The sequence below is a fragment of the Microvirga sp. Mcv34 genome (assembly GCF_024519725.1).
In the GTDB taxonomy this organism is placed as follows: Bacteria; Pseudomonadota; Alphaproteobacteria; order Rhizobiales; family Beijerinckiaceae; genus Microvirga.
In genome coordinates this window covers 19,180-43,059 of record NZ_JALJRK010000005.1, presented here as the reverse complement: position 1 = coordinate 43,059, position 23,880 = coordinate 19,180, and the positions used below count along the sequence as shown (strand labels likewise).

Below are 23,880 nucleotides of genomic sequence, written 5' to 3'. Positions count from 1 at the left end.
TGGTTTCCGCATGCGTTAGGGCATTGGCGGCAGCCCTCGCGCTCGAAGACGGCTCCTGGCCGCCGGCGCGCCTGGGACATCATGCAAGCTCGGCCGGAGCTCGCACGATTCTCGAAGATCCCTCCCGAGCCGGCCGATCGACAGCGCTCACCATGGACACCACTTCACCCCGGACTTCGCCTGCGGCCGGCATTACGGACGGCCTGCCCAATCCCGAGCGGCTCCTGGCTTTCCTCGCCATTGCGATTGCTCTCACCATGGCGGTTCTGGACAGCGCGATCGTCAACGTGGCTCTCCCGGTGATGGCGCGGGAGCTTCAGGTGGATCCGGCCACGACCGTATGGGCGGTCAACGCCTATCAGCTCGCGATCACCATTTCCCTTCTGCCCCTCGCGTCCCTGGGCGACAGCCTGGGCTACCGGCGGATCTACTGGGCCGGGCTCCTGGTGTTCACCCTGTCCTCGCTCGGCTGTGCGCTCGCCGGGTCCTTTCCGATGCTGATCGCCGCGCGCGTGCTCCAAGGGTTCGGCGCGGCCGGGATCATGAGTGTCAACATCGCCCTCGTGCGTTTCATCTATCCGGCGAAGCTCCTGGGCCGTGGCGTCGGGAACACCGCTCTCGTGGTGGCCATCTCCTCGGCCGCCGGTCCCACGGTGGCGGCGGCTATCCTGTCGGTGGCGTCCTGGTCCTGGCTCTTCCTGATCAACGTGCCTCTCGGCATCTTCGCGCTCATCGTGGCGGCCCGGACGTTGCCCGACACGCCGCGTTCCACCCGGCGGCTCGACGGCTGGAGCGTCGCTCTCAACGCCCTGACCTTCGGGCTCCTGATCACCGGGATTGACGCCCTCAGCACCGGCAGCTTCACATATCCGCTCTTCGCCATCGCAGGCGCGGTCGTGGCGGGGTTCGTGTTCGTGCGCTACCAGCTGCCGCTGGCGATGCCGCTGCTGCCCCTGGATCTCCTGCGGCTGCCGGTCTTTGCCCTGTCGATGATGACGTCGATCTGCTCGTTCTCCACGCAGGCGCTCGCCACCCTGGCGCTTCCCTTCTACTTCCATGACGAGCTGGGCCGGAGCGTTGCCGAAACGGGCATGCTGATGACGCCCTGGCCCCTGGCGATCGCCGTGGCGGCTCCCATCGCCGGCCGCCTGGCCGACCGCTTCTCGCCGGGCCTGCTGGGCGGGCTCGGGCTGGCCACGCTCTCGGCCGGCTTGGCCCTCGTCGCCATGCTGCCGGACAATCCATCGACGGCGGATATCGTCTGGCGGCTGACGATCTGCGGCCTGGGGTTCGGCCTGTTCCAATCGCCCAACAACAAGGCCATCATCACCAGCGCGCCGCCGGAGCGCAGCGGCGGGGCGAGCGGCATGCAATCCTCGGCTCGGCTGGTTGGTCAGTCCCTTGGGGCGGCCATAGCGGCGGTTCTCTTCGGACTGGTTCCCGGCAGCCCGACGACCGTCATCCTATGGCTCGGAGCGGTCCTGTCTCTCGTCGGCTGCGTGACAAGCAGCCTGCGAATTCTCAGAGGCGGCAGGCCCGCCGGCCGGTAGGGCGGACCGGCGAGGTTCCCTAGCTCCGCCGCGGGTTGCCACCGACATGGTCGAAATCCGCCGGCGTATCGACATCCTGAAGGATGGCCGGATCGTCGACCGGGTATTCCACCACATCGGATCGCCCGCGCAGGATCGGTCCCGCGCCGCTATCGCCCGAAAGACGTTCGATCTGGTCTGCGAGGTCGCGCGAGAGCACGACCGGGTTCCCGCGCCGGCCTTCGATGGTCGGGACTAGCGCCATCGGCTCACCCATGTCGTGCCAGGCCTGCACGAGGGCATCGATCAGGCGGGCTTCGACCATGGGCATGTCTCCCAGGAGAACGATGGCCGCCCGGGATTGGGGCGGCAGGGCCGCGAACCCGGCCTTCAGCGATGTCGAAAGCCCGTTCATGAAGGCGGTATTCCGGACGATCTGGATCGGGAGCTCTTCCAACGCCCGCTCGATCTCTTCGGCGTGGTGGCCGGTGACCACGATTACGGGGTCGGCCCGTGAGCCGACGGCGGCGCTGGCCGCATGATGCACCAGAGGCCTGCCGCCCACGCGAGCCAGCAGTTTCGGGTCCGACCCGAAGCGTGTGCCCCGACCGGCGGCGAGAAGGATGGCCGCGACATTGCTCATCGGCCGATATGGTCCCAAGCTCCGCGATCCGTCAACCGAGGCCCATGCGGGCCTAGTAATCCGAGACCGCAGGTCCCCACGGAACGGGTTGAACCTTTGCGGCATTAACAAACGTTACCGCCTGTCCCGAAACGATCATCCGACCGAGGCCGGTTGCGATTCCGTGTGGTCCATCCCTGGTCCCGCGAATGTCCGCATCCCTTCGACGGGTTCTTCACGAGCCGGAGAACTCCCGTGAATGAAAGCCCCATGACAGCTTCATCCGATGCCCTTGACGTGACCGTGGTCCTGAACGGCGAGACCCGTCAGCTCAAGGTTCAGCCGTGGACCACTGTGCTCGACCTGTTGCGCCTCGATCTCGGCCTCACTGGCACGAAGAAAGGTTGCGATCACGGCCAGTGCGGCGCCTGCACGGTGCTGATCGACGGCCAAAGAGTCAATTCCTGCCTGCAACTGGCCGTGATGCAGGACGGCCGCGAGATCACCACCATCGAGGGTCTGGCACGGGATGGCCAGCTTCATGCGATGCAGCAGAGCTTCGTCGAACACGACGCCTTTCAATGCGGCTACTGCACGCCCGGCCAGATCATGTCGGCCATCGCGCTGATCCAGGAGGGCAGGGCGCGCACGCGCGACGAGATTCGGGAATACATGAGCGGCAACATCTGTCGTTGCGGGGCCTATCCCAACATCGTCGACGCCATCGAGGACGTGCTCGCGCAATCTGGTGCGAACCAGCGGGAGGCTGCCGAATGAACCGGTTCAACTATCTCCGCCCCGGAAATCTCGATGAGGCCGTCCACGCTCTTGCGGCCGATCCGGCCGCCAGGGTCATCGCGGGCGGCACGAACCTCATCGACCTGATGAAATACAACGTCGAGCGGCCGCAAAGCCTCGTCGACGTGACCCGGATAGCGGGCCTCTCCACCATCGAGGAGACGGATGGCGGTGGGTTGCGCATCGGCGCCCTCGTGCCGAATACCGGCGTAGCCTATGATCCCCGGATCGAGGAGCGTTACCCGCTCCTCTCCAGCGCGATCCTGGCCGGCGCCACGCCGCAACTGCGCAACGCCGCCTCGACGGGTGGCAACCTCAACCAGCGTACCCGCTGCTACTATTTCTACGATGCTGGAACGCCCTGCAACAAGCGCGAGCCGGGAACGGGATGCCCGGCCATCGACGGCGTCAACCGCATCCATGCGATCCTCGGCCAGAGCGAGCATTGCATCGCCACGCACCCGTCCGACATGTGCGTGGCGCTCGCGGCGCTCGAGGCGGTCGTTCACGTCACCGGGCCCGGCGGCGCCCGTACCATTCCGATGGCCGAGTACCACCGGCTACCGGGGGACCGACCGGAGATCGACACCACCCTGGCGCAGGGCGAGATCGTCACGGGCGTCGAACTGCCGGCAGACGCCAAAGGCTTCGCTACGAACTACACCTACCTCAAGCTACGCGACCGCCTGTCCTACGCCTTCGCGCTCGTCTCCGTCGCGGCGGCGCTCGACATCGACGGCGGTACGGTTCGCCGGGCGCGCATTGTGCTGGGCGGCGTCGCCCACAAGCCCTGGCGCCGGCCAGACGCCGAAAACCTGCTCGCCGGCAAGCCCGCCGGCAGTGACACGTTCGCGGCGGCGGCAAACCTGCTGCTTGAGGGCGCCAAGGGCTACGAGCACAACGCCTTCAAGATCGAGCTGGCGCGAAAGGCCATCGTCCGAGCCTTGGCGCAGGCCGCGGCCAGCACGCCGCAATCGCAAGTCGACAAGCGCATCCGCTGAGGAACAGGCCGCCATGCTGAAGAACGATCCCCATATCGGCTCGCCGCGTAACCGTGTCGACGGGCCCTCGAAAGTCACGGGCACGGCCAAATACGCGGCTGAATTCGAGGCTCCCGATCTCGCCTACGGCTATGTCGTATCGAGCTCCGTCGCCCGCGGGCGCATCAGCCGGATCGATGCGGGCGATGCGGAAGCCGTACCCGGCGTGCTCAAGGTGTTCACACATGAGAATCGGCCGCGCACCGCCTGGTTCAGCCACAACTACCAGGACGAAGTCGCGCCGCCCGGAAAACCGTTCCGGCCGCTCTACGACAATGAGATTCAGTACAGCGGCCAGCCGGTCGCCCTCGTCGTGGCGGATGATTTCGAGACGGCCCGCTATGCCGCCTCGCTGGTCCGCGTGGATTATGAGGCCGAGCCGCACGAGACGGACCTGCGGGTGGTGCGCGCGAAGGCCTATGTGCCGCCGAAGAAGCGTTCCGGAATCACGCCGCCGCCCAAGCCTCGCGGCGACGCCATGAAAGCCTACAGCGAGGCTCCGGTGCGCATCTGGGGCGAGTACGCGATTGCGACCGAGCACCACAATCCGATGGAGCCGCACGCGACGACGGTCGTCTGGCAGGGAGACGGCAAGATCACCGTCCATGACAAGATCCAGGGCGCCTTGAACACGCAAGGCTACGTGGCGAACGTCTTCGGCTTGTCCAAGGATGACGTGCGGGTCATTTCCCCGTTCATCGGCGGCGCCTTCGGTTCCGGCCTCCGGCCGCAATACCAGCTCTTCCTCGCCGTGATGGCCGCCCTCGACCTGGAGCGCTCCGTGCGGGTCGAGCTCACCCGAGACCAGATGTTCACCTTCGTGCATCGGCCGGAGACGATCAACACGGTCGGGCTCGGAGCGAACCCGGACGGGACGCTGCTGGCCCTGAAGCACGAGGCCGTCGCCGTGACCTCGCGCTTCGAGGATTACCAGGAGGTCGTCGTCAACTGGTCGAGCCTGCTCTATCACGCCGACAATGTCGAGCTGACCTACAAGATCGCTCAGGTCGACACCTACACGCCCGGCGACATGCGCGCGCCCGGCGCGCCGCTCGGCACCTTCGCGGTCGAGAGCGCGATGGACGAGCTCGCCTATGCCACGGGGATCGACCCTGTGCAGCTGCGCCTGAGGAACTACACCGAGCGGGACGAGAACGAGAACAAGGCCTACACCTCGAAGGAGCTGCGAGCCTGCTATCAGGTCGGCGCCGAACGGTTCGGCTGGTCGAAGCGAAGCGCCGAGCCGCGATCCATGCGCGAGGGCCGTGAACTCATCGGCTGGGGCATGGCGACGGGCGTGTGGGAAGCGCAGATGAACAAGACCAGCGCCCGCGCGGTCCTGACCATCGACGGCAAGCTTGAAGTCGCGACGGCGACGGCCGATATCGGGACCGGCACCTACACGATCCTGACGCAGATCGGGGCGGATGCCCTCGGCCTGCCGATGGAGAACGTGACCGCTCTGCTCGCCGATTCGGCGCTGCCGAAATCCCCCGTCGAGGGCGGTTCCTGGACAGCGGCTTCGGCCGGCACGGCTGTCGACGCGGCCTGCCGGATCGTGCGCGAGCAACTTCTGGCCTATGCCCAGAAGATGGATGGCTCGCCTCTAGCGGATGCCATGATCGATCAGGTGACTTTCACGAATGGAAGCATGGTCCTGACGGCCGATCCGTCGCGGTCCGTGACCCTCGTGGCTGCCATGAAGGCGGGTGGGGTCGACAGAATCGAGGCTCAGGAGACGGTGAGCCCGAGCAAGATCAATCAGCAGAGCTATTCCGCCTATACCCACTCGGCCGTCTTCGCCGAGGTGAGAGTCGACGAGGAACTCGGCGTCGTGCGGGTGACGCGCATCGTGAACGCGGTCGCAGCCGGCAGAATTCTCAACCCGAAAACGGCGCGAAGCCAGATCCTCGGCGGGGTGGTCTGGGGGATCAGCATGGCGCTTCATGAAGAGACCTTTACGGATCACAATCTCGGTCGCTTCATGAACCACAATTTTGCCGAGTACCATGTGCCGGTGAACGCGGACATTCACGATATCGACGTGATCTTCGTGGACGAGCACGACGACAAAGCGAGCCCGATCGGCGTGAAGGGACTGGGGGAGATCGGCATCGTCGGCACGGCAGCGGCCGTGGCCAACGCGATCTACCATGCGACCGGCAAGCGCATCCGGGACTTGCCGATCACGATCGACAAGATCCTGGCGGCGCAGGAGTGACGGGATTTTGAGGCGTGGAGCCTCGATGATCCATGGCCATCAAGCCCTTCGCCGTTGTACGACGGGACAGAACGCGAAGGCCAAGCTTGACCACATTATCGATCGAACTTGAATAGCCGCTCTCTCTGCCAGGGTGATGTGCGGCTTGCATCCGGGAGGCATTCGGGTGGTAATCTGGCGGCCGAGACCTGGAGGCCGCGATGACTGGTCGAGCTCAAATCCGTAGGAACCCTGTGCGGGGGCTCGTGTGCCCCAATGCCGAGAAATCCGTATCCCTGGCGCTGCAGGGTGGCGGCGCGCACGGTGCGTTCACCTGGGGTGTGATCGACTATCTCCTCGAAGATGGACGACTGACGGTCGAGGCGATTACGGGGGCCAGCGCGGGATCGATGAATGCGGTCGTCCTCTTCGAAGGATGGCTCGAGGGCGGGCGCGACGGGGCGCGGGAGCAGCTGCGCAAGTTCTGGAAGCGCGTGAGCCTCGATGGCGTGCTCTCGCCGATCCAGAGGTCGCTTTTTGATCGCCTGTTGAGCTACTGGAGCATGAACGGCTCTTCGCATCTCTGGTTCGATGCTTGGTCCCGGGTCGCGAGCCCTTACGATCTCAACCCTCTCGACATCAACCCTTTGCGCGATGCTCTCAACAGCCTGATCAATTTCGAACGGGTGCGGGCCTGCAAGGATGCGAAGCTGTTCATCGCGGCGACAAGCGTCTGGTCGGGGAAGATCAGGGTCTTCACCGGCCCTGAACTGACCGTGGATCACGTCCTGGCCTCGGCCTGCCTGCCGATGCTCTTCAAGGCCGTTGAAATCGATGGCGAACCCTACTGGGACGGAGGCTATACCGGAAATCCGGCCCTCTTTCCGCTGTTCTACGAAACGCAGTCGGACGATATCCTGCTGGTGCAGATCAATCCGATCGAGCGCCGCTCGACTCCACGGAGCGTGCAGGAAATTCAGAACCGCCTGACGGAGATCACGTTCAATGCCAATCTGCTGGAGCAGTTCAGGGCGGTCGAGTTCGTGACGCGTCTGATCGACGAGGGCAAGCTCTCGGTTGCCGACTACAAACGCGTTCTCATGCATCGTATTCATGGCGGCGAGAGGCTCGACGAGTTCACGGCGGCGTCGCGCCTTAGCGCCCAATGGAGCTTCTTCAAGGAGCTGAAGGATCTCGGCAGGAATGCGGCGCGCACATGGCTCTCCGAAAACTACGAGTTCATTGGGAAGAAGAGCACGCTCGACCTGCGCAGCGCCTATACCTGACGATCCAGTACCTCATATTGACGGGCCTCAAGCACAATGAATCGTACCATCATTGCACATCTTGTCAGCGCCTCGACAATGCGCAATATTGCGTTGCAATAAGAACAAAAGCTCTTCTGCGTGCCTCTGCGCATAGGATCATAAGCTGGAATTCGGAGGCTTAGTGCTGCGTCCATCATGTCGATCAGGAGGTTACGCATGCGCTTTCCTCGGTCCGTGTTGTTTTCCAGCGTTCTGTTTTCGTGGGTTGCAGCGGTGAGCCTGGCCATGGCGCAAGGCGGCCCCGCGCCACCTCCGCCTGTGACTGTCGCAAAACCCCTCGTGAAGGACATCGTCGAGCAGGACGACTTTATCGGACGCTTCGAGGCGATCGATCAGGTCGATATCCGCGCCCGGGTGTCCGGGTATCTCGACAAGGTCCACTTCCAGGACGGCACCTTCGTCAAGGCTGGCGATCTTCTCTTCACCATCGACCCGCGTCCCTACCGCAATTCGCTCGAGCAGGCGCAATCGGCGGTCACATCCTCCCAGGTCCGCCTGGAATTCGCCCAAAGCGACCTCGATCGCGCGGAACAGCTGCGGAAGACCGGGAACATCACCGACCAGCTCTACGATCAGCGCCGCCAGTCTTTCCTGACGGCGAAGGCGGAGCTGGACCGCGCCCAGGCGGCGCTGCGGCAGGCCCAGCTCGACGTCGAGTTCACGGAGATCAAGTCTCCGCTGTCGGGGCGCATCTCGCGCAAGCTCGTCTCCGAAGGCAACCTGGTCAATGCCAACGAGACGATCCTGACGAACGTTCTCTCGCTCGACCCGATCCAGTTCTATTTCGATGTCGACGAGCGTTCGTTCCTCGCCTTCTCCCGGCAATCCCGCGGAGGCACGAACAGCTCTGCCAATGGAGAGACCAATGAGGTCGTGCTGAGATTGACGGATGAGCGTCTGGAGCCGCGCAAGGGACATCTCGACTTCGTCGACAACCGGCTTGATTCGGCCAGCGGAACGATCCGCGTGCGTGCGGTGTTCGAGAATAAGGACCGCTTCCTGACCCCCGGCCTGTTCGGCCGTGTGACGGTTGGCGCATCGGATCCCTACCGGGGCATCCTCCTGCCCGATGAAGCCATCGGCAGCGACCAGGACAGGCGGATCGTCTATGTGCTCGGCGAGAACAACACGGTCAATCTCAAGCCTGTGCGCATCGGCCCGCGGATCGACGGCTACAGGGTGATCCGCGACGGGCTGACCGGCAACGAGACGGTGGTCGTGAACCGCCTCGTCCGCGTAAGGCCCGGCGCGCCTGTGACGCCGCAGATGACGACGCTTCCCCCGGTGCGGGAGCGAAACGGAAGCTGATCCCACGCGAGGAGGGCGCTTCCATGCGCTTTGCCCATTTCTTCGTCGATCGCCCCATCTTCGCGACCGTCCTGTCGGCGCTCTTCCTGATCATCGGAGGGATCGCCTACTCGACGCTGCCGGTCGCGCAATACCCGGATATCGCGCCACCCACCGTGGTCGTCAGAGCCAGTTACCCGGGAGCCGATGCGCAGACGGTCGCTGCCACCGTCGCGACGCCGCTGGAGCAGCAGATCAACGGTGTCGAGGACATGCTCTACATGTCCTCCTACTCTACCGGCGACGGCGCTATGGCGCTGACGATCACGTTCAAGCTCGGAACTGATCTCGACAAGGCCCAGGTGCTTGTCCAGAACCGCGTGGCGATCGCAACGCCGCGCCTGCCCGAAGAGGTCCGTCGGCTCGGCGTGACCACGCTCAAGAGTTCGCCCGACCTGATGATGGTCGTGCACATGCTCTCGCCGGACGGGTCCTACGACCAGCTCTACGTCTCGAACTATGCCCGCAACTATGTGCGCGACATCCTGCTGCGGCTCGACGGCGTGGGGGATCTCATCATCTTCGGTGAGCGTCAATATTCCCTGCGCGTCTGGCTGGATCCCGAGAAGCTTGCCTCATACGGCATGACTTCGAGCGAGGTGGTGCGGGCGATCCAGGAGCAGAACGTCCAGGTGTCGGGCGGCGCCCTGGGGCAGGAGCCGACGCCGACGGATGCGGCCTTTCAGCTGACGGTGACGACGCAGGGCCGGTTCGAGGATCCGCGCCAGTTCCGGCAGATCATCGTCCAGGCGACCCCGCAGGGCCGCCTCGTGCGGCTGCAGGACGTTGCCCGTATCGAACTCGGCGCGCAGGATTACGTCACGAATTCCTATCTGAACGGCAATCCTGCGGTGGCGCTCGCCATCTTCCAGCGCCCGGGGACCAATGCGCTCGCCGCCTCCGAGCAGATCACACGGACCATGGAGGAGCTCAAACGCAACTTTCCGCCGGGCATCGCGTATCAGATCGTCTACAATCCCACGGAGTTCATCTCCGAAAGCGTGAACGAGGTCTACAAGACGTTGTTCGAGGCCACGGCTCTCGTCGTGATCGTGGTCTTCGTGTTCCTGCAGAGCTGGCGCACGGCGATCATCCCCATCGTGGCGATCCCGGTCTCCTTGATCGGCACCTTCGCCTTCATGGCGGCCCTCGGCTTCTCGATCAATACGCTGACCCTGTTCGGCATGGTTCTAGCCATCGGCATCGTTGTCGACGATGCGATCGTCGTTGTGGAGAACGTGGAGCGTAACATCGTACTCGGAATGAGTCCGCGCGATGCCGCACACACGACCATGGACGAGGTCGGAGCCGCTCTCGTGGCCATTGCACTGGTCCTCGTCGCGGTTTTCGTGCCCACCGCCTTCATTCCGGGCATCTCCGGCCAGTTCTATCGACAATTCGCCCTGACCATCGCCGTGTCGACGGTCATCTCGGCCTTCAATTCCCTGACACTTTCGCCGGCCCTGGCCGCCTTTCTGCTGAAGCCGCACACTCACGAGCATTCCAGGAATCCGGCTGCCCGCTTCGGGCGAACATTGGCCAACGGCTTCAATCGCGGTTTCGACGCCACGTCCAACGGCTATGCGAAGGCGGTCGGAACGCTGGCGCGGCACAAGCTCATCGTGCTGCCGGTCTATGTCGGCCTCCTGGCCGGGACGTTATGGACGGCAAACCATGTGCCGCGCGGCTTCATCCCGACCTTGGACCAAGGCTATGCCATCGTGGTGATCCAGTTGCCGGATGGGGCGTCCCTGGCGCGCACGGATGCGGTGGTTCAGCGGGCGTCCAAGATCATGCAGGAGACGCCCGGCGTAAAGAACGCGGTCGCCTTCGCGGGGTTTTCCGGCGCCACATTCACCAACGCGACTAATGCCGCGGCGATCTTCGCCGGGTTCAAGCCTTTCGACGAGCGGATCGAAGCGGGTGAATCCGGGGCCAAGATCATCGCCGATCTGTTCGCGCGCATGCAGCAGATCGAGGAGGCGTTCATCATCGCCATCCCGCCGCCCCCTGTCCGAGGCCTCGGCAATTCCGGCGGCTTCAAGATTCAGATCCAGAACCGCACCGGCGACGATGTGCGCGGCATCCTGGCGGTCGCCTCTCAGCTGATGGGGCAGGCGCGGCAGAACCCGAACCTGGCCGGCGTCTTCACCACGTTCTCGGCCAACTCGCCGCAGGTCTATCTGGAGATCGACCGCCAGAAAGCGAGCATCCTGAACGTGCCGATCCCGAACATCTTCGAAACCCTCCGCATCAATCTCGGCACCGCCTACGTGAATGACTTCAATGCGTTCGGCCGGGTCTACCAGGTGCGGGCGCAAGCCGATCAGCGTTTCCGGATCGACCAGGATGATATCAACCGGCTGCGGGTCCGCTCATCCACGGGCGCTCTCGTGCCCCTGGGCACCCTTGTCGAGATGCGGGAGGTGTCGGGGCCTGACTTGGTGCAGCGCTACAACATGTTCACCTCGGTGGCCCTGCAGGGCAATGCGGGGCCGGGCGTGTCCTCAGGCACCGCGCTCGATGCCATGGAGACGCTGGTCCGGCAAAATCTCTCGCCGAGCATGGGGTTCGAATGGACGGAACTGGCGTTCCAGGAGCGGCAGACCGGCAACACGGCGGTGTTCATCTTCGCGCTGTCCGTGCTCTTCGTGTTCCTCGTGCTGGCGGCCCAGTATGAAAGCTGGTCGTTGCCCATCGCGATCATCCTGATCGTGCCGATGAGCGTTCTTTCGGCGCTGATCGGCGTCATGATCAGAGGCCAGGACAATAACATCCTGACCCAGATCGGCCTTGTGGTCCTCGTCGGCCTGGCCGCGAAGAACGCCATCCTCATCGTGGAATTCGCCCGGCAGGCGGAGTTCGACGGCAAGACGCCGGTGGAAGCGGTGGTCGAGGCGTGCCGGTTGCGCCTGCGGCCCATTCTGATGACGGCCTTCGCCTTCATTCTCGGCGTGCTGCCGCTCGCGATCGCGACCGGCCCCGGCGCCGAGATGCGCCAGTCTCTCGGCACGGCCGTGTTCTCGGGAATGCTCGGCGTGACCGTGTTCGGCCTGTTCCTGACGCCCGTCTTCTACGTTGCGGTTCGCCTCGTGGTTCTGCGTCTCTTCAGACGCCCAGGTTCGAAGCGGGCCGACTCGTTGGGAACCCAACCCAACCCCGCCGAGTAGAGGGAGTGTCCGCGACGCGCGTATCGGTGTTCGACTTTGCCCCTTCGCCCGATATGCTGAAGGTGAAGGTTGGATGCACTGGCATCGTGAAGAGAGCCCCATGGACAAAGCTCAGGCGGCACATATTGCGAAATGGGTCACCGAAGCCGGATTGGTTGGCATGTCGGAGCTCGAGCTCCTGCGCGGATTCTGCACCAGGCTGACCGGCGAGGGATTGCCCATTTCGCAGGTGAACATCATCATCGATACGCTGCACCCGATCCATGAGGGCCGAGTCTTCCGCTGGCGCCGTGACGACCAGGACAGTCTCGATCCGATCGTCGAGTACGGCCGGACCAACGTGGAAGGGCAGGCGGCGGAGAACTGGCGCCGGAGCACCTATTATCATCTCTGGTCGACCGGAGAGGACTTCCTGCGGCGGCGGATCGGCCCCGGGCAGATCGAGGATTTCTCGATTCTCGCGGATCTCCGCGCTGAAGGCCAGACGGACTATCTCGTCCTGATCCATCGCTTCGAAGTCGAGGGCGCCATCGGTGAGATGGATTCCTTCTATTCGTCCTGGACGACCGACGCGCCTTCCGGCTTCGCCGACGACGAGATCGCACTCCTGCGCGAATTGGCCTCGCCCCTGATGCTGGCCATGAAATGCGCCTCGCTGGCGCGCATCGCGAAAACCCTCGTCGAGACTTATCTCGGTCGCGATGCGGGCCGGCTCGTCCTGAGCGGGCGGATCGCCCGTGGCGTGACCGACCGGATCCAGTCGGTCCTGTGGTTCAGTGACCTTCACAGCTTCACGCATATTACGGAGACGGCCGATCCCGAGCAGATCATCCCGTTCCTGAACGATTATTCGGAAGCGATCATCTCCTCCATCTACGAGGCGGGCGGCGATGTCCTGAAGCTGATCGGGGATGGTGCGCTCGCGATCTTCAAGGAGGATGATCCCGTTCAGGCCTGCCGGTGCGCGCTCAAGGCTGAGCGCCTGATGCATGCGAGGATACGGGCGCTGAACGAGGAGCGCCTGTCTTGCAACCTCCCGGTCACCTCGGCCTATCTCGGCTTGCATATCGGAGAGGTGTTCTACGGCAATATCGGCAGCCAGGACCGGCTGGATTTCACCGTCGTCGGACCGGCCGTGAACGAGGTGAGCCGGATCGGCGCCTTGTGCCGCTCTGTGGAGAGGGATGTCCTCGTGTCGTCCGCGTTCTTCTCGGCAGCCGCAAGTGAGGATCGGGAATGCCTGGTGTCGGTGGGCCGTTATGCCCTGAGGGGCGTCGCGCGGCCGCAGGAGCTGTTCACGCTCGACCTGTCATGGTTGGACGAAAGGGAAACGCGGGCAGAGCCGTGATCGGCAGTTTCGGGAGGGTGTGGCTTGAGCGCTTCGAAGCCAGTCCTATGAGAAAGCCCCGCCCTTACAGGGGCGGGGCTGGTTTTCGTCAGCTGCGCTTCGGCGGGGAAGCGGGCCAGCTCTTGATGAGCGTGTCGTAATCCACCGTCTCGCCCTTGGGCTTCTCATTCGCGAGCTTGCGCTGGGGCGCGATGGTGCCGGCGGTTTCAGCCTTCTTGAACCATTCCTCGGCGGAGGTCTTCGGGTTCAGCTTTGGGCCGCATTCACCCTGTACGTTGGCGCGCTCCAGGCGGCCGAGCACCTCGTCCTGCGCGTTGGCCAGCGAGGTCATCGCCTCCTGCGGGGTCTTCGCGCCGGATGCCGCGTCGCCGATGTTCTGCCACCAGAGCTGGGCGAGCTTCGGATAATCCGGCACGTTGTTGCCGGTCGGGGTCCATTGCACGCGGGCCGGAGAGCGGTAGAACTCGACCAGACCGCCAAGCTTGGGCGCGCGCTCGGTGAAGCTCTTGTCCCAGATGTCGCTCTCTCGGATGAAGGTGAGGCCCACATGGCTCTTCTTCAGCGAGACCGTCTTGGACGTGACGAACTGCGCATAGAGCCAAGCCGCCTTGCGCCGCTCAACGGGCGTGGACTTCAGCAAGGTCCACGAGCCGGCATCCTGGTAGCCGAGCTTCATGCCATCCTTCCAGTACGATCCGTGCGGGGAGGGCGCCATGCGCCATTTCGGCGTGCCGTCCGCATTCACGACAGGGAGACCGGGCTTCACCATGTCGGCCGTGAAGGCGGTGTACCAGAAGATCTGCTGGGCGATGTTGCCTTGCGCCGGCACCGGGCCCGACTCGGAGAAGTTCATGCCAGCCGCCTGGGGCGGCGCATATTTCTTCATCCACTCGAGATATTTGGCGATGGCATAGACGGCCGCCGGGCCGTTGGTGTCGCCGCCGCGCTCGATGGAGGAGCCGACGGGGCGGCAGCCTTCCATGCGGATGCCCCATTCGTCCACCGGCAGGCCGTTCGGGATGCCCTTGTCGCCGTTGCCGGCCATGGAGAGCCAGGCATCGGTGAAGCGCCAGCCAAGCGACGGATCCTTCTTGCCGTAATCCATGTGGCCGTAGACCTTGACGCCGTCGATCTCCTTCACGTCGTTGGTGAAGAATTCGGCGATGTCCTCATACGCTGACCAGTTGACCGGAACTCCGAGATCGTAGCCGTATTTCGCCTTGAACTTTTCCTTGAACTCCGGGCGCTGGAACCAGTCGTAGCGGAACCAGTAGACGTTGGCGAACTGCTGGTCCGGCAGCTGATACATCTTGCCGTCGGGAGCGGTGGTGAAGGATTTTCCGATGAAGTCGGCAACATCGAGCGTCGGCAAGGTCACATCCTTGCCTTCGCCGGCCATCCAGTCGTCCAGCGGGATCGCCTGCTTGTAGCGGAAGTGGGTGCCGATGAGATCGGAATCGTTGACCCAGGCATCGTAGATGTTGCGCCCCGACTGCATCTGCGTCTGGATCTTCTCCACCACGTCGCCTTCCTGGATCAGGTCGTGGGTGAGCTTGATTCCCGTAATCTCCGAAAAGGCCTTGGCGAGCGTCTTCGCTTCGTATTCATGGGTCGTGATGGTCTCGGAGACCACGTTGATCTCCTGGCCCACGAACGGCTTGGCCGCATTGACGAACCATTCCATCTCCTTCAGCTGCTCATCCTTCGAGAGTGTGGACGGCTGGAATTCGGTGTCGATCCAGCGGCGGGCCTCTTCCATGCCCGCAAGAGCAGCGCTGGAGCCGAGCGCCATCGCCAGGACGCTCGTCGAGATGAACAGTTTCAGATGCCGGTGAGATTGGGTGAGTTTCATTCGATCCTCCCAAGTAATGCCCTGGCCGGCTTGTGCGCTGGTCTTGATCCTTCCGGTCCGGGCAAACCGGAGGTTTTTAGTGAGCCATTCCTCCTAGACGTAGCGAAACACGGCGGCTGCGTAGAGCAGGGACAGGCCTGATGCCCACCATAGGTCCGGGCCAACGAGGCCCAGCCATGCGAGGTGGATGAAAGCCGCACCGAGAAGCGAGATGAAGAGACGGTCGCCGCGTGTCGTCGGGATGCGCAGAACGCCGACACGCTCCGTCTCCGGGCGCTGGATTGCCAGCAGGGTCATGACGAGCAGGAGGCTGGCGATGCCGACGAAGAAGAGGCCCGTCTGCCACGTCCAGGCCATCCAGGCGAGATCAGGCATGGCGCTCTCCTCAAACCCGGCCCAGGGCGAAGCCCTTGGCGATGTAGTTGCGGACGAACCAGATCACGAGCGCGCCCGGCACGATGGTGAGTACGCCGGCGGCGGCGAGCAGGCCCCAATCCATGCCGGCGGCCGAGATGGTGCGTGTCATGGTGGCGGCGATGGGCTTGGCGTTGACCGAGGTCAGGGTTCGCGCCAGCAACAGCTCGACCCAGGAGAACATGAAGCAGAAGAAGGCCGCGACTCCAATGCCCGAGGCGATCAGCGGCATGAAGATCTTCACGAAGAAGCGCGGAAACGAATAGCCGTCGATGGCGGCGGTCTCGTCGATCTCCCGGGGGACGCCCGACATGAACCCTTCTAGGATCCACACGGCCAGCGGCACATTGAAGAGGCAATGGGCAAGGGCCACGGCCCAGGGCGTATCGAAAAGCCCGATGGCGGAATAAAGATTGAAGAAGGGCAGGGCGAAGACCGCAGCCGGCGCCATCCGGTTGGTGAGCAGCCAGAAGAACAGGTGCTTGTCGCCGAGAAACCTGTAGCGCGAGAAGGCATAGGCGGCCGGGAGCGCGAAGGAGATCGACAGCACCGTGTTGATGACGACGTAGGTGAGCGAGTTGATGTAGCCCGAATACCAGCTCGGATCGGTGAAGATCCTGATGTAGTTGTCGAAGGTGATCTCTTTCGGCCAAAGGGTCAGGCCGGACGTGATCTCCATGTTGGTCTTCAGGCTCATGTTGAGGAGCCAGTAGATCGGCAGCATCAGGAACAGCAGGTAGAGTGTCATCACCACCACGCGCCCGCTGATGCGGGGGCCTGACAGGGCTCGGTTCGCCGCAAGAGGAACCGTGACGGGCTTCGTTTCGGAGGCGTCGACGGCGATGGTTCCGGTCATGCTTCGACTCTCTCACGCTGGGCGTCAACATTGGTCATGACGGTGTAGAAGACCCAGCAGATGGCGAGGATGATCAGGTTGTAGACCAGCGACATGGCGGCCGCCTTGCCGAGATCGAACTGCCCGAGGGCCAGCTTCACCAGATCGATGGACAGAAATGTGGTGGCGTTGCCCGGGCCGCCGCCGGTGATCACGAAGGGCTCGGTATAGATCATGAAGGAATCCATGAAGCGCAGGAGCACCGCGATCAGCAGCACGCGTCGCATCTTCGGCAGCTGGATCGTGCGGAAGACGGCCCATCGCGATGCGCCATCGATGCGAGCCGCCTGATAATAGGCGTCGGGAATGGATTTCAGCCCGGCATAGCAGAGAAGCGCCACGAGGCTCGTCCAGTGCCACACGTCCATGACGACGAGTGTCACCCAGGCGTCGATCGGGTCGTTGCTGTAATTGTAATCGATCCCGAGATGATTGAGCGTCCAGCCGAGAAGGCCGATATCGCCGCGGGCGAAAACCTGCCAGATCGTGCCGACCACGTTCCATGGAATAAGGAGCGGCAGGGCCATCAGGACGAGGCAGAGCGCGACCGTCCAGCCCTCCCGCGGCATGGCGAGCGCCACCGCGATGCCGAGCGGCACTTCGATCATGAGGATGATCGCCGAGAAGAGAAGGGTGCGCCACAGGGCGCCGAAAAAACGTCCTCCCAGCTCCGTCGAAGGATCGAGCAGTTCCTGGAACCAGCCGATCCCATTCCAGAAGAACTGGTTGTTGCCGAAGGTGTCCTGGACCGAGTAGTTCACCACCGTCATCAGCGGCAGGACGGCCGAGAAGGCCACGATGGCGAAGACCGGCAGGACGAAGACCCAGGCCTTGTTGTTGACGGTTTTCGTCATGCCCGGCCTCCGTCGATCGACTCGCCCGAAACGAGGTGGCCATTCGCATAGATGTGGATCTGACGTGGATCGAGCGCGAGAGCCGCCTCGTCCCCGTCGAAGGATATCCCGTCGGGAACGCTGGCGGCCAAAGCACGTCCGCTCATCTCCACGCGGGCGATGCGGGCGCGGCCGATGTCGTCGATGCGACGTATCCTGACCGGCAGTCCCGTTCCTCTCGGCTGAAGGCGCACGAATTCCGGACGGATACCGAGCTCCATCCGCTCTCCATAGGGGGGGCGATAGGTCCGCTGCAGGGCGACGGTCTGATCGCCGATGAAGGCGGTGGCGCCTTCGACCCTGCAGGGCAGGATGTTCATGCCCGGCGAGCCGATGAAGTGACCGACGAAGGTGTGGGCCGGACGTTCGAACAGCTCGTCGGGTGTTCCCGTCTGCACCACGGCGCCGTCATGCATGACCACGACCTTGTCGGCAAAGGTCAGCGCCTCTGTCTGATCGTGGGTCACGTAGATCATGGTAATGTCGAGAGCGCGGTGGATCTCCTTGAGGGTCGAGCGCAACTGCCATTTCAGGTGCGGATCGATCACGGTGAGCGGCTCGTCGAACAGGATGGCCGCGACGTCCGGACGCACGAGGCCGCGCCCGAGGGAGATCTTCTGCTTCATGTCCGCCGTGAGGTTGCTCGCTTTCCGATCGAGAACACGGGTCAGGTCGAGAAGACGTGCGATCTCCTCCACCCGCTGGGCCGTCCTGTCTCGTGGGACGTGTCTGTTCTTGAGCGGGAAGGCCAGGTTCTCGCGCACGCTCATCGTGTCGTAGACGACCGGGAACTGGAACACCTGGGCGATGTTGCGCGCCTCCGTGGCCAGGTCCGTCACGTCGAGATCGTCGAAGAGCACGCGTCCGCGCGTGGGGCGGACCAGCCCCGAGATGATGTTGAGCAGGGTGGTCTTGCCACAGCCGGACGGACCCAACAGCGCATAGGCGCCGCCCTGGCTCCAAACATGGTTGATCTCCTTGAGGGCGTAGTCGTCCGCCGTGTGGGGATCAGGCCTGTAGGCATGGGCGAGATGATCGAGAGTGATGCGGGCCATCCGTCGCTCCTCACGCCGCTTTCTGGGCCGGGTCGGTGACGGCCAAGCGGCCTGCCATGTTGAACAGGAACAAGTGTCGCGGATCGATATGGACGGTGACAGGGGATTTCGGCTCCAGCCGCCTCACTCCTGGAATGAGCGCCACGAGCCGATGCTCGCTGGCATCCAGATGCACGTAGCTCTCCGATCCCGTGATCTCGGATACGGACACGATGGCCGGAATCGATATGCCATCGGGGCCCGTCGGCTCCAGAGTCAGGTGATGAGCCCGGAAACCGATCGTGTATTCTCCGTCCGCGACCGAGGCGAGTGGTCCCGTCGCGTTGATCTCGGCACCCGTGCTCAGGATCGCGCTGCCGCCGCTTTTCCGGACCGTCATGGTGTTGAGCGGCGGATCGGAAAAAACGCGGGCGGTGATCAGATCGTCAGGACGGCGATAGACCTGCGGCGTCGGCCCGAACTGCGTCACCCGGCCCTGGAACAAGGTCGCCGTATTGCCACCCAGGAGCAGGGCTTCCGACGGCTCCGTCGTCGCATAGACGAAAACAGCCCCCGATGCCGCGAAGACACGCGGCAGTTCCTCGCGCAGTTCCTCGCGGAGCTTGTAGTCGAGATTGGCCAGGGGCTCGTCGAGCAGGACGAGATCCGCGCGCTTCACGAGCGCACGGGCAATGGCGGTGCGCTGCTGCTGGCCGCCGGAGAGGTTCAAGGGCTTCCGGTCGAGATAGGGTTCCAGCTTCAGGAGCTTGGCGGCCTCGCGGACGCGCGCGTCGATCTCTGCCTTCGGCAGCCTGGCAACTCGCAGAGGCGAAGCGATGTTCTCGTAGACATCGAGCGACGGATAATTGATGAACTGCTGGTAGACCATGGCTACGCTGCGACGTTGTACTGGCCAGCCGGTCACATCCTGCCCATCGACGAGGATACGGCCGCTGGTCGGGGCATCGAGCCCGGCCATGAGCCGCATAAGCGACGTCTTGCCGGCAAGCGTCGCCCCAAGCAGGACATTGAGGGAACCACGCTCCAGATTCAGGTGAACATCGTCGATATGGGTCGCGGCCCCGACCTTCTTCGATACGCCATCGAGCACAAGAGTCATCGGCATGCCCCGGCTCGAGAGGCAATCTTGGGAGTAGCCGATATGGGGTATGGGGACGTCGTCGCGGTGCCACGCTCCACCGCGTTTCGGGCCATGTCATGCCCGCATGCGCCACCACTCACCGCGACGCCGAACGTCGCCGATTCTTGCGGACCCAAGAGCGCTTCTCCCAGCCACAGCCCTTGAGGGCCTAAGCTTTCTTTTATTGTTATGGTGAAGGTAACTTGCCCCCATGACGAAAGCAACTGCCCGATATCTTAAAGGAACTGGTCTTTGACTGGACTGAACTGCCAAGGCTCGCCGTCTGCGAGGCTCGGCTGCTTGGCTCGTATTTTTGAACTGTAGCGCCCGTCGTGAGTTCAAGCACCACATGCCGGTTGCGCTTCTCCGCTCGTGACCGGCCCAGTCCTTCGAACCGCCAGGGAAATGTCATGCCCGAAACCGCAAAGCCGCTTGCCATCGTGACCGGAGCCTCCTCGGGCATCGGGTATGAACTTGCCAAACTCTGTGCCGAGAACGGATACGATCTCCTGATCGCGGCCGATCAGGCGGCGATTCACGATGCGGCCAAGGACTTCCAGGCTCTGGGCGCCAAGGTCGATGCCGTCGAGGCTGACCTTTCGACCCTCGAAGGCGTCGACAAGCTTTATGCTGCAGCCCATGGACGGCCGGTCGGCGCGCTCCTGGCCAATGCCGGCCATGGCCTCGGTCACGCCTTTCTCGATCAGGATTTCACCGAGGCGCGCCATGTGATCGACACCAACATCACCGGCACCCTCTATCTGATCCAGAAGGTCGGCCGGGACATGCGGGCCAGGAACGAGGGCAGGATTCTCATCACCGGCTCGATCGCCGGTTTCATGCCCGGGACATTCCAGGCCGTCTACAACGGCACCAAGGCATTCATCGATTCCTTCTCCTTCGCGCTCAGGAATGAGCTGAAGGACACGAAGATCACAGTGACGTGCCTGATGCCCGGTGCGACCGATACCGAGTTTTTTGAGCGGGCCGGCATGGAAGACACGCAGGTCGGGCAAGCCAAGAAGGACGATCCCGCCTTCGTGGCGAAGGTCGGGTTCGATGCCATGATGAACGGCGAAGGCGATGTGGTGAGCGGCTGGAAGAACAAGTTCACGACGATCCTGGCCAACGTGACGCCGGCCGGCATGCTTGCCGAGCAGCACCGCAAGATGGCCGAGCCAGGATCGGGCCAGCGTTGATCGCCGTTCCGTCGCAGTTCCATTCCACTATCCCTCGCGCGTGCCACGTTGACGATCGCGCCCTGATCGGTCAGGAGCGGTGATGCGACCGCGAGGGATTTTGCCATGACCAATGCGACGGACCTGCCGCAGCGACTGATGAGCCTCCTGGGTCCCTCCGCCGTCATCGCGGAAGGGGCGGATCTCGAGCCTTACGCGGTCGACTGGCGCAGGCTCTTTCCGGGCAGGCCCGCCTGTGTCGTCCGACCGTCAACGGCCGAGCAGGTTGCCCAGATCGTGCAGATCTGCCGCGAGGCCGGTGCCGCCATCGTCCCGCAGGGCGGCAATACGGGACTGGCCGGCGGCGCGGTGCCGGATGCCTCAGGCCGGCAGGTCGTTCTCTCCCTCAATCGCATGGCCGCCATCCGCTCCGTCGATCCGGTCGGCTTGACCATCGAGGCCGAGGCCGGGTGCATCCTGAAGGTCGCTCAGGATGCCGCCGCTGCGGCGGGGCGCCTGCTGCCTATGAGCCTGGCGGCCGAGGGTTCGGCCACCATCGGCGGTGTGGTCGCGGCCAATGCGGGTGGCGTGAACGTCCTGCGCTACGGCATGACCCGCAGCCTCGTGCTCGGGCTCGAGGTGGTCCTGCCCGATGGGACCATAGCCAATGGACTGCGGAAGCTGCGCAAGGACAATGCAGGATACGACTGGAAGCAGCTCTTCATCGGCAGCGAGGGAACGCTCGGCATCGTCACGGCGGCGGTCCTGAGGCTTCTGCCGCGACCGAAGCATTCCGTGACGGCTTTGCTCTCGGTCGCCGACCCTGCGGCGGCCCTGCGCCTTCTGGAGCTCGCTCAGGACGAGTTGGGCGATCAGATCTCGGCCTTCGAGCTGATTTCGGCGACCTCCCTGCAGCTCGTCGCCAAACATGCCGGCCTGAAAGCACCCATCGCGGAAGGCGAATGGTTCGTGCTGATCGAAGCAGCGTCCAGCCTTGCGGGCCTGCGGGAGGCTGCCGAGACGATGCTGGGCGCGGCCTTCGAGCAGGCGATTGCGCTCGACGGCGCCATTGCCGAATCGGGCGCCCAGGCCGCCCAGCTCTGGGCCCTGCGCGAGCATGTGACGGAATCCGAGGCGCGGGAGGGCAAGAGCGTCAAGCACGACGTCTCCGTTCCACTCACGGAGGTCCCGCGCTTCCTCGTCGAAGCCGGGCAGGCCCTGGCCACCGGCGTGCCAGTCGCGCGCGTGAACGCCTTCGGACACCTCGGAGACGGCAACATCCACTACAACGTTCTCGTCGATGCGAGCCATGACGCCGGCCAGGTGAACCGGATCGTGCACGATGTCGTGGCGGCTTTCGGCGGCAGCATCTCGGCGGAGCACGGCATCGGCCAGTACCGCGTGGGCGAGCTGGCGCGCTACCGCGCAGCGCCCGAGATGGAGCTCGCCCGCACGATCAAGCGGGCGCTCGATCCCGACAACCGGCTCAATCCAGGTAAGGTTCTTTCGGCTTGAGCGTTCAGCCTCGGCCGAGCGAATAGAACTCGTCGTTGGGCCGCATGCTGGTGACGTTGGCGAGGCGGTTCGACATGGCGAAGAACGCCGCGATCGCCGCGATGTCCCATACATCGTCTTCCGTGAAGCCGTGGGCGGCTAATGCCTCAATGTCGGCGTCGCCGACTGCATAGGCTTCGAGGGATACCTTCATGGCGAAATCCAGCATCGCCTTCTGTCGCGGTGTGATGTCAGCCTTGCGGTAATTGATCGCCACCTGGTCGGCGATCAGCGGGTTCTTGGCCCGGATCCGCAGGATCGCCCCGTGGGCGATGACGCAATATTGGCATTGGTTGGCATTGCTCGTCGCCACCACGATCATCTCGCGCTCGGCCTTGGTGAGATTGCCGGGCTTGTCCATCAAGGCATCGTGATAGGCGAAGAAGGCGCGAAACTCGTCCGGGCGGCGGGCCAGCACGAGAAAGACGTTCGGCACGAAGCCCGACTTCTCCTGAACCGCCAGGATCCGTGTGCGGATATCCTCAGGCAGATCCGAGATCTCGGGGGCGGGAAAGCGGCTGATCGGCGGCTTGCTCACGAATGTCACCTCTTGTTGCGGGCCTGAAACAAGGTGGCGTTCCTCAAGGGTCTTGTTGCCAGACCGAGCTTATTGAGGTTGGATCCTGCAAACAATGCTCTCATCTAGAGAGGAAGCATCGGATCCAATCCCAAAAGTGCGAATCCACTTTTGGGTCCGATGCTTTAGGAACGATCCGGAGGAGAATGCCGATGAGTGCCCAGCAGGCCGTTTCCAGCACCGACATTCTGCTGCGCGACGAGCGGAGCGGGGTTGTGACGCTGACCCTGAACCGACCATCCCAGTTCAACGCCCTGTCCGAGGAAATGCTGTCGGCGCTTCAAGACGCGCTGAACGATCTGAGGCAGGATGAGGCGGTTCGCTGCGTCGTTTTGGCTGCATCCGGCAGGGCCTTCTGTGCGGGGCACGATCTCAAGCAGATGCGGGCCAACCCGCGTCAGGAGTATTACCAAGCGCTGTTCGCGCAGTGCAGCCGGGTGATGCAGGGGATCGTCGACCTGCCGGTCCCGGTGATTGCCCGGGTGCATGGCATGGCGACCGCGGCAGGCTGCCAGCTGGTAGCCTCCTGCGATCTGGCGGTCGCCGCCGAGAGCGCCACCTTTGCCGTCTCCGGCATCAATGTGGGGCTCTTCTGTTCCACGCCCGCCGTGGCGCTGTCCCGCAACGTTTCGCCCAAGCATGCTTTCGATATGCTGGTGACGGGACGCTTCGTTTCGTCCGCCGAGGCCCTGTCATTCGGTCTCGTCAACAGGGTGGCGCCCGATGCCGGCCTGGATGAGGCCGTCGCCGCGTTGACGGCGGATATCTGCGCCAAGAGTCCGGTGGCGATCCGGACGGGCAAGGCCATGTTCGGCCGACAGCGCTCCATGAGCCTGGAGGAGGCTTATGCCTATGCGGGCGACGTCATGGCCTGCAACATGATGGCGGAGGATGCCGGCGAGGGCATCGATGCCTTCATCGAAAAGCGCAAGCCCGTGTGGAAGGGGCGGTGACGGTCCC

General features: G+C 63.8%; 19 protein-coding genes. 11 read left to right on the top strand and 8 right to left on the bottom strand.

The genetic code is table 11. The annotated features are described in order from the left end of the window. Positions 1-152: 152 nt before the first annotated feature. Positions 153-1,550 (top strand): MFS transporter, encoded by a 1,398-nt coding sequence (locus OC446_RS04545; protein WP_262027857.1) that lies wholly within the window; start codon positions 153-155, stop codon positions 1,548-1,550. Between the two features lie 19 nt (positions 1,551-1,569). Here the strand turns inward: OC446_RS04545 and OC446_RS04540 are convergent, their stop codons facing one another. Continuing rightward, the gene (locus OC446_RS04540; protein WP_262027856.1) at positions 1,570-2,172 is read right to left on the bottom strand and encodes an NTP transferase domain-containing protein; all 603 of its coding nucleotides are present in this window, start codon (positions 2,170-2,172) and stop codon (positions 1,570-1,572) included. A gap of 249 nt (positions 2,173-2,421) precedes the next feature. Here OC446_RS04540 and OC446_RS04535 point away from each other — a divergent pair, with 249 nt between their 5' ends. The 7 genes from OC446_RS04535 (at position 2,422) to OC446_RS04505 (ending at position 13,382) form a co-directional block, all read left to right on the top strand. Next, positions 2,422-2,928 (top strand): (2Fe-2S)-binding protein, encoded by a 507-nt coding sequence (locus OC446_RS04535; protein ID WP_262027855.1) that lies wholly within the window; start codon positions 2,422-2,424, stop codon positions 2,926-2,928. After that, complete coding sequence (locus OC446_RS04530) at positions 2,925-3,950, top strand: FAD binding domain-containing protein (RefSeq protein ID WP_262027854.1); 1,026 nt, start codon at positions 2,925-2,927, stop codon at positions 3,948-3,950. Before OC446_RS04535 ends, OC446_RS04530 begins: the two co-directional genes overlap by 4 nt. Before the next feature lie 13 nt (positions 3,951-3,963). Continuing rightward, on the top strand, positions 3,964-6,210 hold the full coding sequence (locus OC446_RS04525; RefSeq protein WP_262027853.1) for a xanthine dehydrogenase family protein molybdopterin-binding subunit: 2,247 nt from the start codon (positions 3,964-3,966) through the stop codon (positions 6,208-6,210). Positions 6,211-6,410: 200 nt separating this feature from the next. Continuing rightward, positions 6,411-7,475, top strand: a complete 1,065-nt coding sequence (locus OC446_RS04520; RefSeq protein WP_262027852.1) for a patatin-like phospholipase family protein — start codon at positions 6,411-6,413, stop codon at positions 7,473-7,475. A 198-nt stretch (positions 7,476-7,673) separates the two neighbouring features. Then, the gene (locus tag OC446_RS04515) at positions 7,674-8,825 is read left to right on the top strand and encodes an efflux RND transporter periplasmic adaptor subunit (protein ID WP_262027851.1); all 1,152 of its coding nucleotides are present in this window, start codon (positions 7,674-7,676) and stop codon (positions 8,823-8,825) included. 23 nt (positions 8,826-8,848) lie between these two features. Continuing rightward, positions 8,849-12,034: an efflux RND transporter permease subunit gene (locus tag OC446_RS04510; RefSeq protein WP_262027850.1), complete on the top strand. Its 3,186-nt coding sequence runs from the start codon at positions 8,849-8,851 to the stop codon at positions 12,032-12,034. A gap of 100 nt (positions 12,035-12,134) precedes the next feature. Continuing rightward, a complete protein-coding gene (locus tag OC446_RS04505) occupies positions 12,135-13,382 on the top strand; it encodes an adenylate/guanylate cyclase domain-containing protein (RefSeq protein ID WP_262027849.1) in 1,248 nt (415 codons plus the stop codon). Positions 13,383-13,470: 88 nt separating this feature from the next. Here OC446_RS04505 and OC446_RS04500 read toward each other — a convergent pair whose 3' ends face one another. From OC446_RS04500 to OC446_RS04475, 6 genes are all read right to left on the bottom strand, one after another. Further along, entirely contained in the window at positions 13,471-15,174 is a 1,704-nt protein-coding gene (locus tag OC446_RS04500; RefSeq protein WP_410055009.1) for an ABC transporter substrate-binding protein, read from the bottom strand. Between the two features lie 153 nt (positions 15,175-15,327). After that, the gene (locus OC446_RS04495; protein WP_262027847.1) at positions 15,328-15,609 is read right to left on the bottom strand and encodes a DUF2160 domain-containing protein; all 282 of its coding nucleotides are present in this window, start codon (positions 15,607-15,609) and stop codon (positions 15,328-15,330) included. A 10-nt stretch (positions 15,610-15,619) separates the two neighbouring features. Then, entirely contained in the window at positions 15,620-16,396 is a 777-nt protein-coding gene (locus OC446_RS04490) for a carbohydrate ABC transporter permease (RefSeq protein WP_262027985.1), read from the bottom strand. A gap of 104 nt (positions 16,397-16,500) precedes the next feature. Further along, positions 16,501-17,397: a carbohydrate ABC transporter permease gene (locus tag OC446_RS04485; protein ID WP_262027846.1), complete on the bottom strand. Its 897-nt coding sequence runs from the start codon at positions 17,395-17,397 to the stop codon at positions 16,501-16,503. After that, positions 17,394-18,491 (bottom strand): ABC transporter ATP-binding protein, encoded by a 1,098-nt coding sequence (locus tag OC446_RS04480; RefSeq protein WP_262027845.1) that lies wholly within the window; start codon positions 18,489-18,491, stop codon positions 17,394-17,396. The genes OC446_RS04485 and OC446_RS04480 overlap by 4 nt, the downstream gene beginning before the upstream one ends. A 10-nt stretch (positions 18,492-18,501) precedes the next feature. Then, positions 18,502-19,590 (bottom strand): ABC transporter ATP-binding protein, encoded by a 1,089-nt coding sequence (locus OC446_RS04475; protein WP_262027984.1) that lies wholly within the window; start codon positions 19,588-19,590, stop codon positions 18,502-18,504. Positions 19,591-20,021: 431 nt separating this feature from the next. Here OC446_RS04475 and OC446_RS04470 point away from each other — a divergent pair, with 431 nt between their 5' ends. Further along, positions 20,022-20,810, top strand: coding sequence for an SDR family NAD(P)-dependent oxidoreductase (locus OC446_RS04470; protein ID WP_262027844.1), 789 nt, complete (start codon positions 20,022-20,024; stop codon positions 20,808-20,810). A gap of 105 nt (positions 20,811-20,915) precedes the next feature. Beyond that, positions 20,916-22,304, top strand: a complete 1,389-nt coding sequence (locus tag OC446_RS04465) for an FAD-binding oxidoreductase (protein ID WP_262027843.1) — start codon at positions 20,916-20,918, stop codon at positions 22,302-22,304. A gap of 4 nt (positions 22,305-22,308) precedes the next feature. Here the strand turns inward: OC446_RS04465 and OC446_RS04460 are convergent, their stop codons facing one another. After that, positions 22,309-22,881, bottom strand: a complete 573-nt coding sequence (locus tag OC446_RS04460; protein ID WP_262027842.1) for a peroxidase-related enzyme — start codon at positions 22,879-22,881, stop codon at positions 22,309-22,311. 191 nt (positions 22,882-23,072) lie between these two features. On the opposite strand from OC446_RS04460, the gene OC446_RS04455 reads away from it, so the two are divergent. Next, positions 23,073-23,873 (top strand): enoyl-CoA hydratase, encoded by an 801-nt coding sequence (locus tag OC446_RS04455; protein ID WP_262027841.1) that lies wholly within the window; start codon positions 23,073-23,075, stop codon positions 23,871-23,873. Positions 23,874-23,880: the final 7 nt, after the last annotated feature.

Bases quoted from the DNA above. Each gene is read 5' to 3' on its own strand.
- OC446_RS04545 (WP_262027857.1), top strand. From the start codon at position 153: ATGGACACCACTTCACCCCGGACTTCGCCTGCGGCCGGCATTACGGAC.
- OC446_RS04540 (WP_262027856.1), bottom strand. From the start codon at position 2,172: ATGAGCAATGTCGCGGCCATCCTTCTCGCCGCCGGTCGGGGCACACGC.
- OC446_RS04535 (WP_262027855.1), top strand. From the start codon at position 2,422: ATGACAGCTTCATCCGATGCCCTTGACGTGACCGTGGTCCTGAACGGC.
- OC446_RS04530 (WP_262027854.1), top strand. From the start codon at position 2,925: ATGAACCGGTTCAACTATCTCCGCCCCGGAAATCTCGATGAGGCCGTC.
- OC446_RS04525 (WP_262027853.1), top strand. From the start codon at position 3,964: ATGCTGAAGAACGATCCCCATATCGGCTCGCCGCGTAACCGTGTCGAC.
- OC446_RS04520 (WP_262027852.1), top strand. From the start codon at position 6,411: ATGACTGGTCGAGCTCAAATCCGTAGGAACCCTGTGCGGGGGCTCGTG.
- OC446_RS04515 (WP_262027851.1), top strand. From the start codon at position 7,674: ATGCGCTTTCCTCGGTCCGTGTTGTTTTCCAGCGTTCTGTTTTCGTGG.
- OC446_RS04510 (WP_262027850.1), top strand. From the start codon at position 8,849: ATGCGCTTTGCCCATTTCTTCGTCGATCGCCCCATCTTCGCGACCGTC.
- OC446_RS04505 (WP_262027849.1), top strand. From the start codon at position 12,135: ATGGACAAAGCTCAGGCGGCACATATTGCGAAATGGGTCACCGAAGCC.
- OC446_RS04500 (WP_410055009.1), bottom strand. From the start codon at position 15,174: ATGGCGCTCGGCTCCAGCGCTGCTCTTGCGGGCATGGAAGAGGCCCGC.
- OC446_RS04495 (WP_262027847.1), bottom strand. From the start codon at position 15,609: ATGCCTGATCTCGCCTGGATGGCCTGGACGTGGCAGACGGGCCTCTTC.
- OC446_RS04490 (WP_262027985.1), bottom strand. From the start codon at position 16,396: ATGACACTCTACCTGCTGTTCCTGATGCTGCCGATCTACTGGCTCCTC.
- OC446_RS04485 (WP_262027846.1), bottom strand. From the start codon at position 17,397: ATGACGAAAACCGTCAACAACAAGGCCTGGGTCTTCGTCCTGCCGGTC.
- OC446_RS04480 (WP_262027845.1), bottom strand. From the start codon at position 18,491: ATGGCCCGCATCACTCTCGATCATCTCGCCCATGCCTACAGGCCTGAT.
- OC446_RS04475 (WP_262027984.1), bottom strand. From the start codon at position 19,590: ATGACTCTTGTGCTCGATGGCGTATCGAAGAAGGTCGGGGCCGCGACC.
- OC446_RS04470 (WP_262027844.1), top strand. From the start codon at position 20,022: ATGCCCGAAACCGCAAAGCCGCTTGCCATCGTGACCGGAGCCTCCTCG.
- OC446_RS04465 (WP_262027843.1), top strand. From the start codon at position 20,916: ATGACCAATGCGACGGACCTGCCGCAGCGACTGATGAGCCTCCTGGGT.
- OC446_RS04455 (WP_262027841.1), top strand. From the start codon at position 23,073: ATGAGTGCCCAGCAGGCCGTTTCCAGCACCGACATTCTGCTGCGCGAC.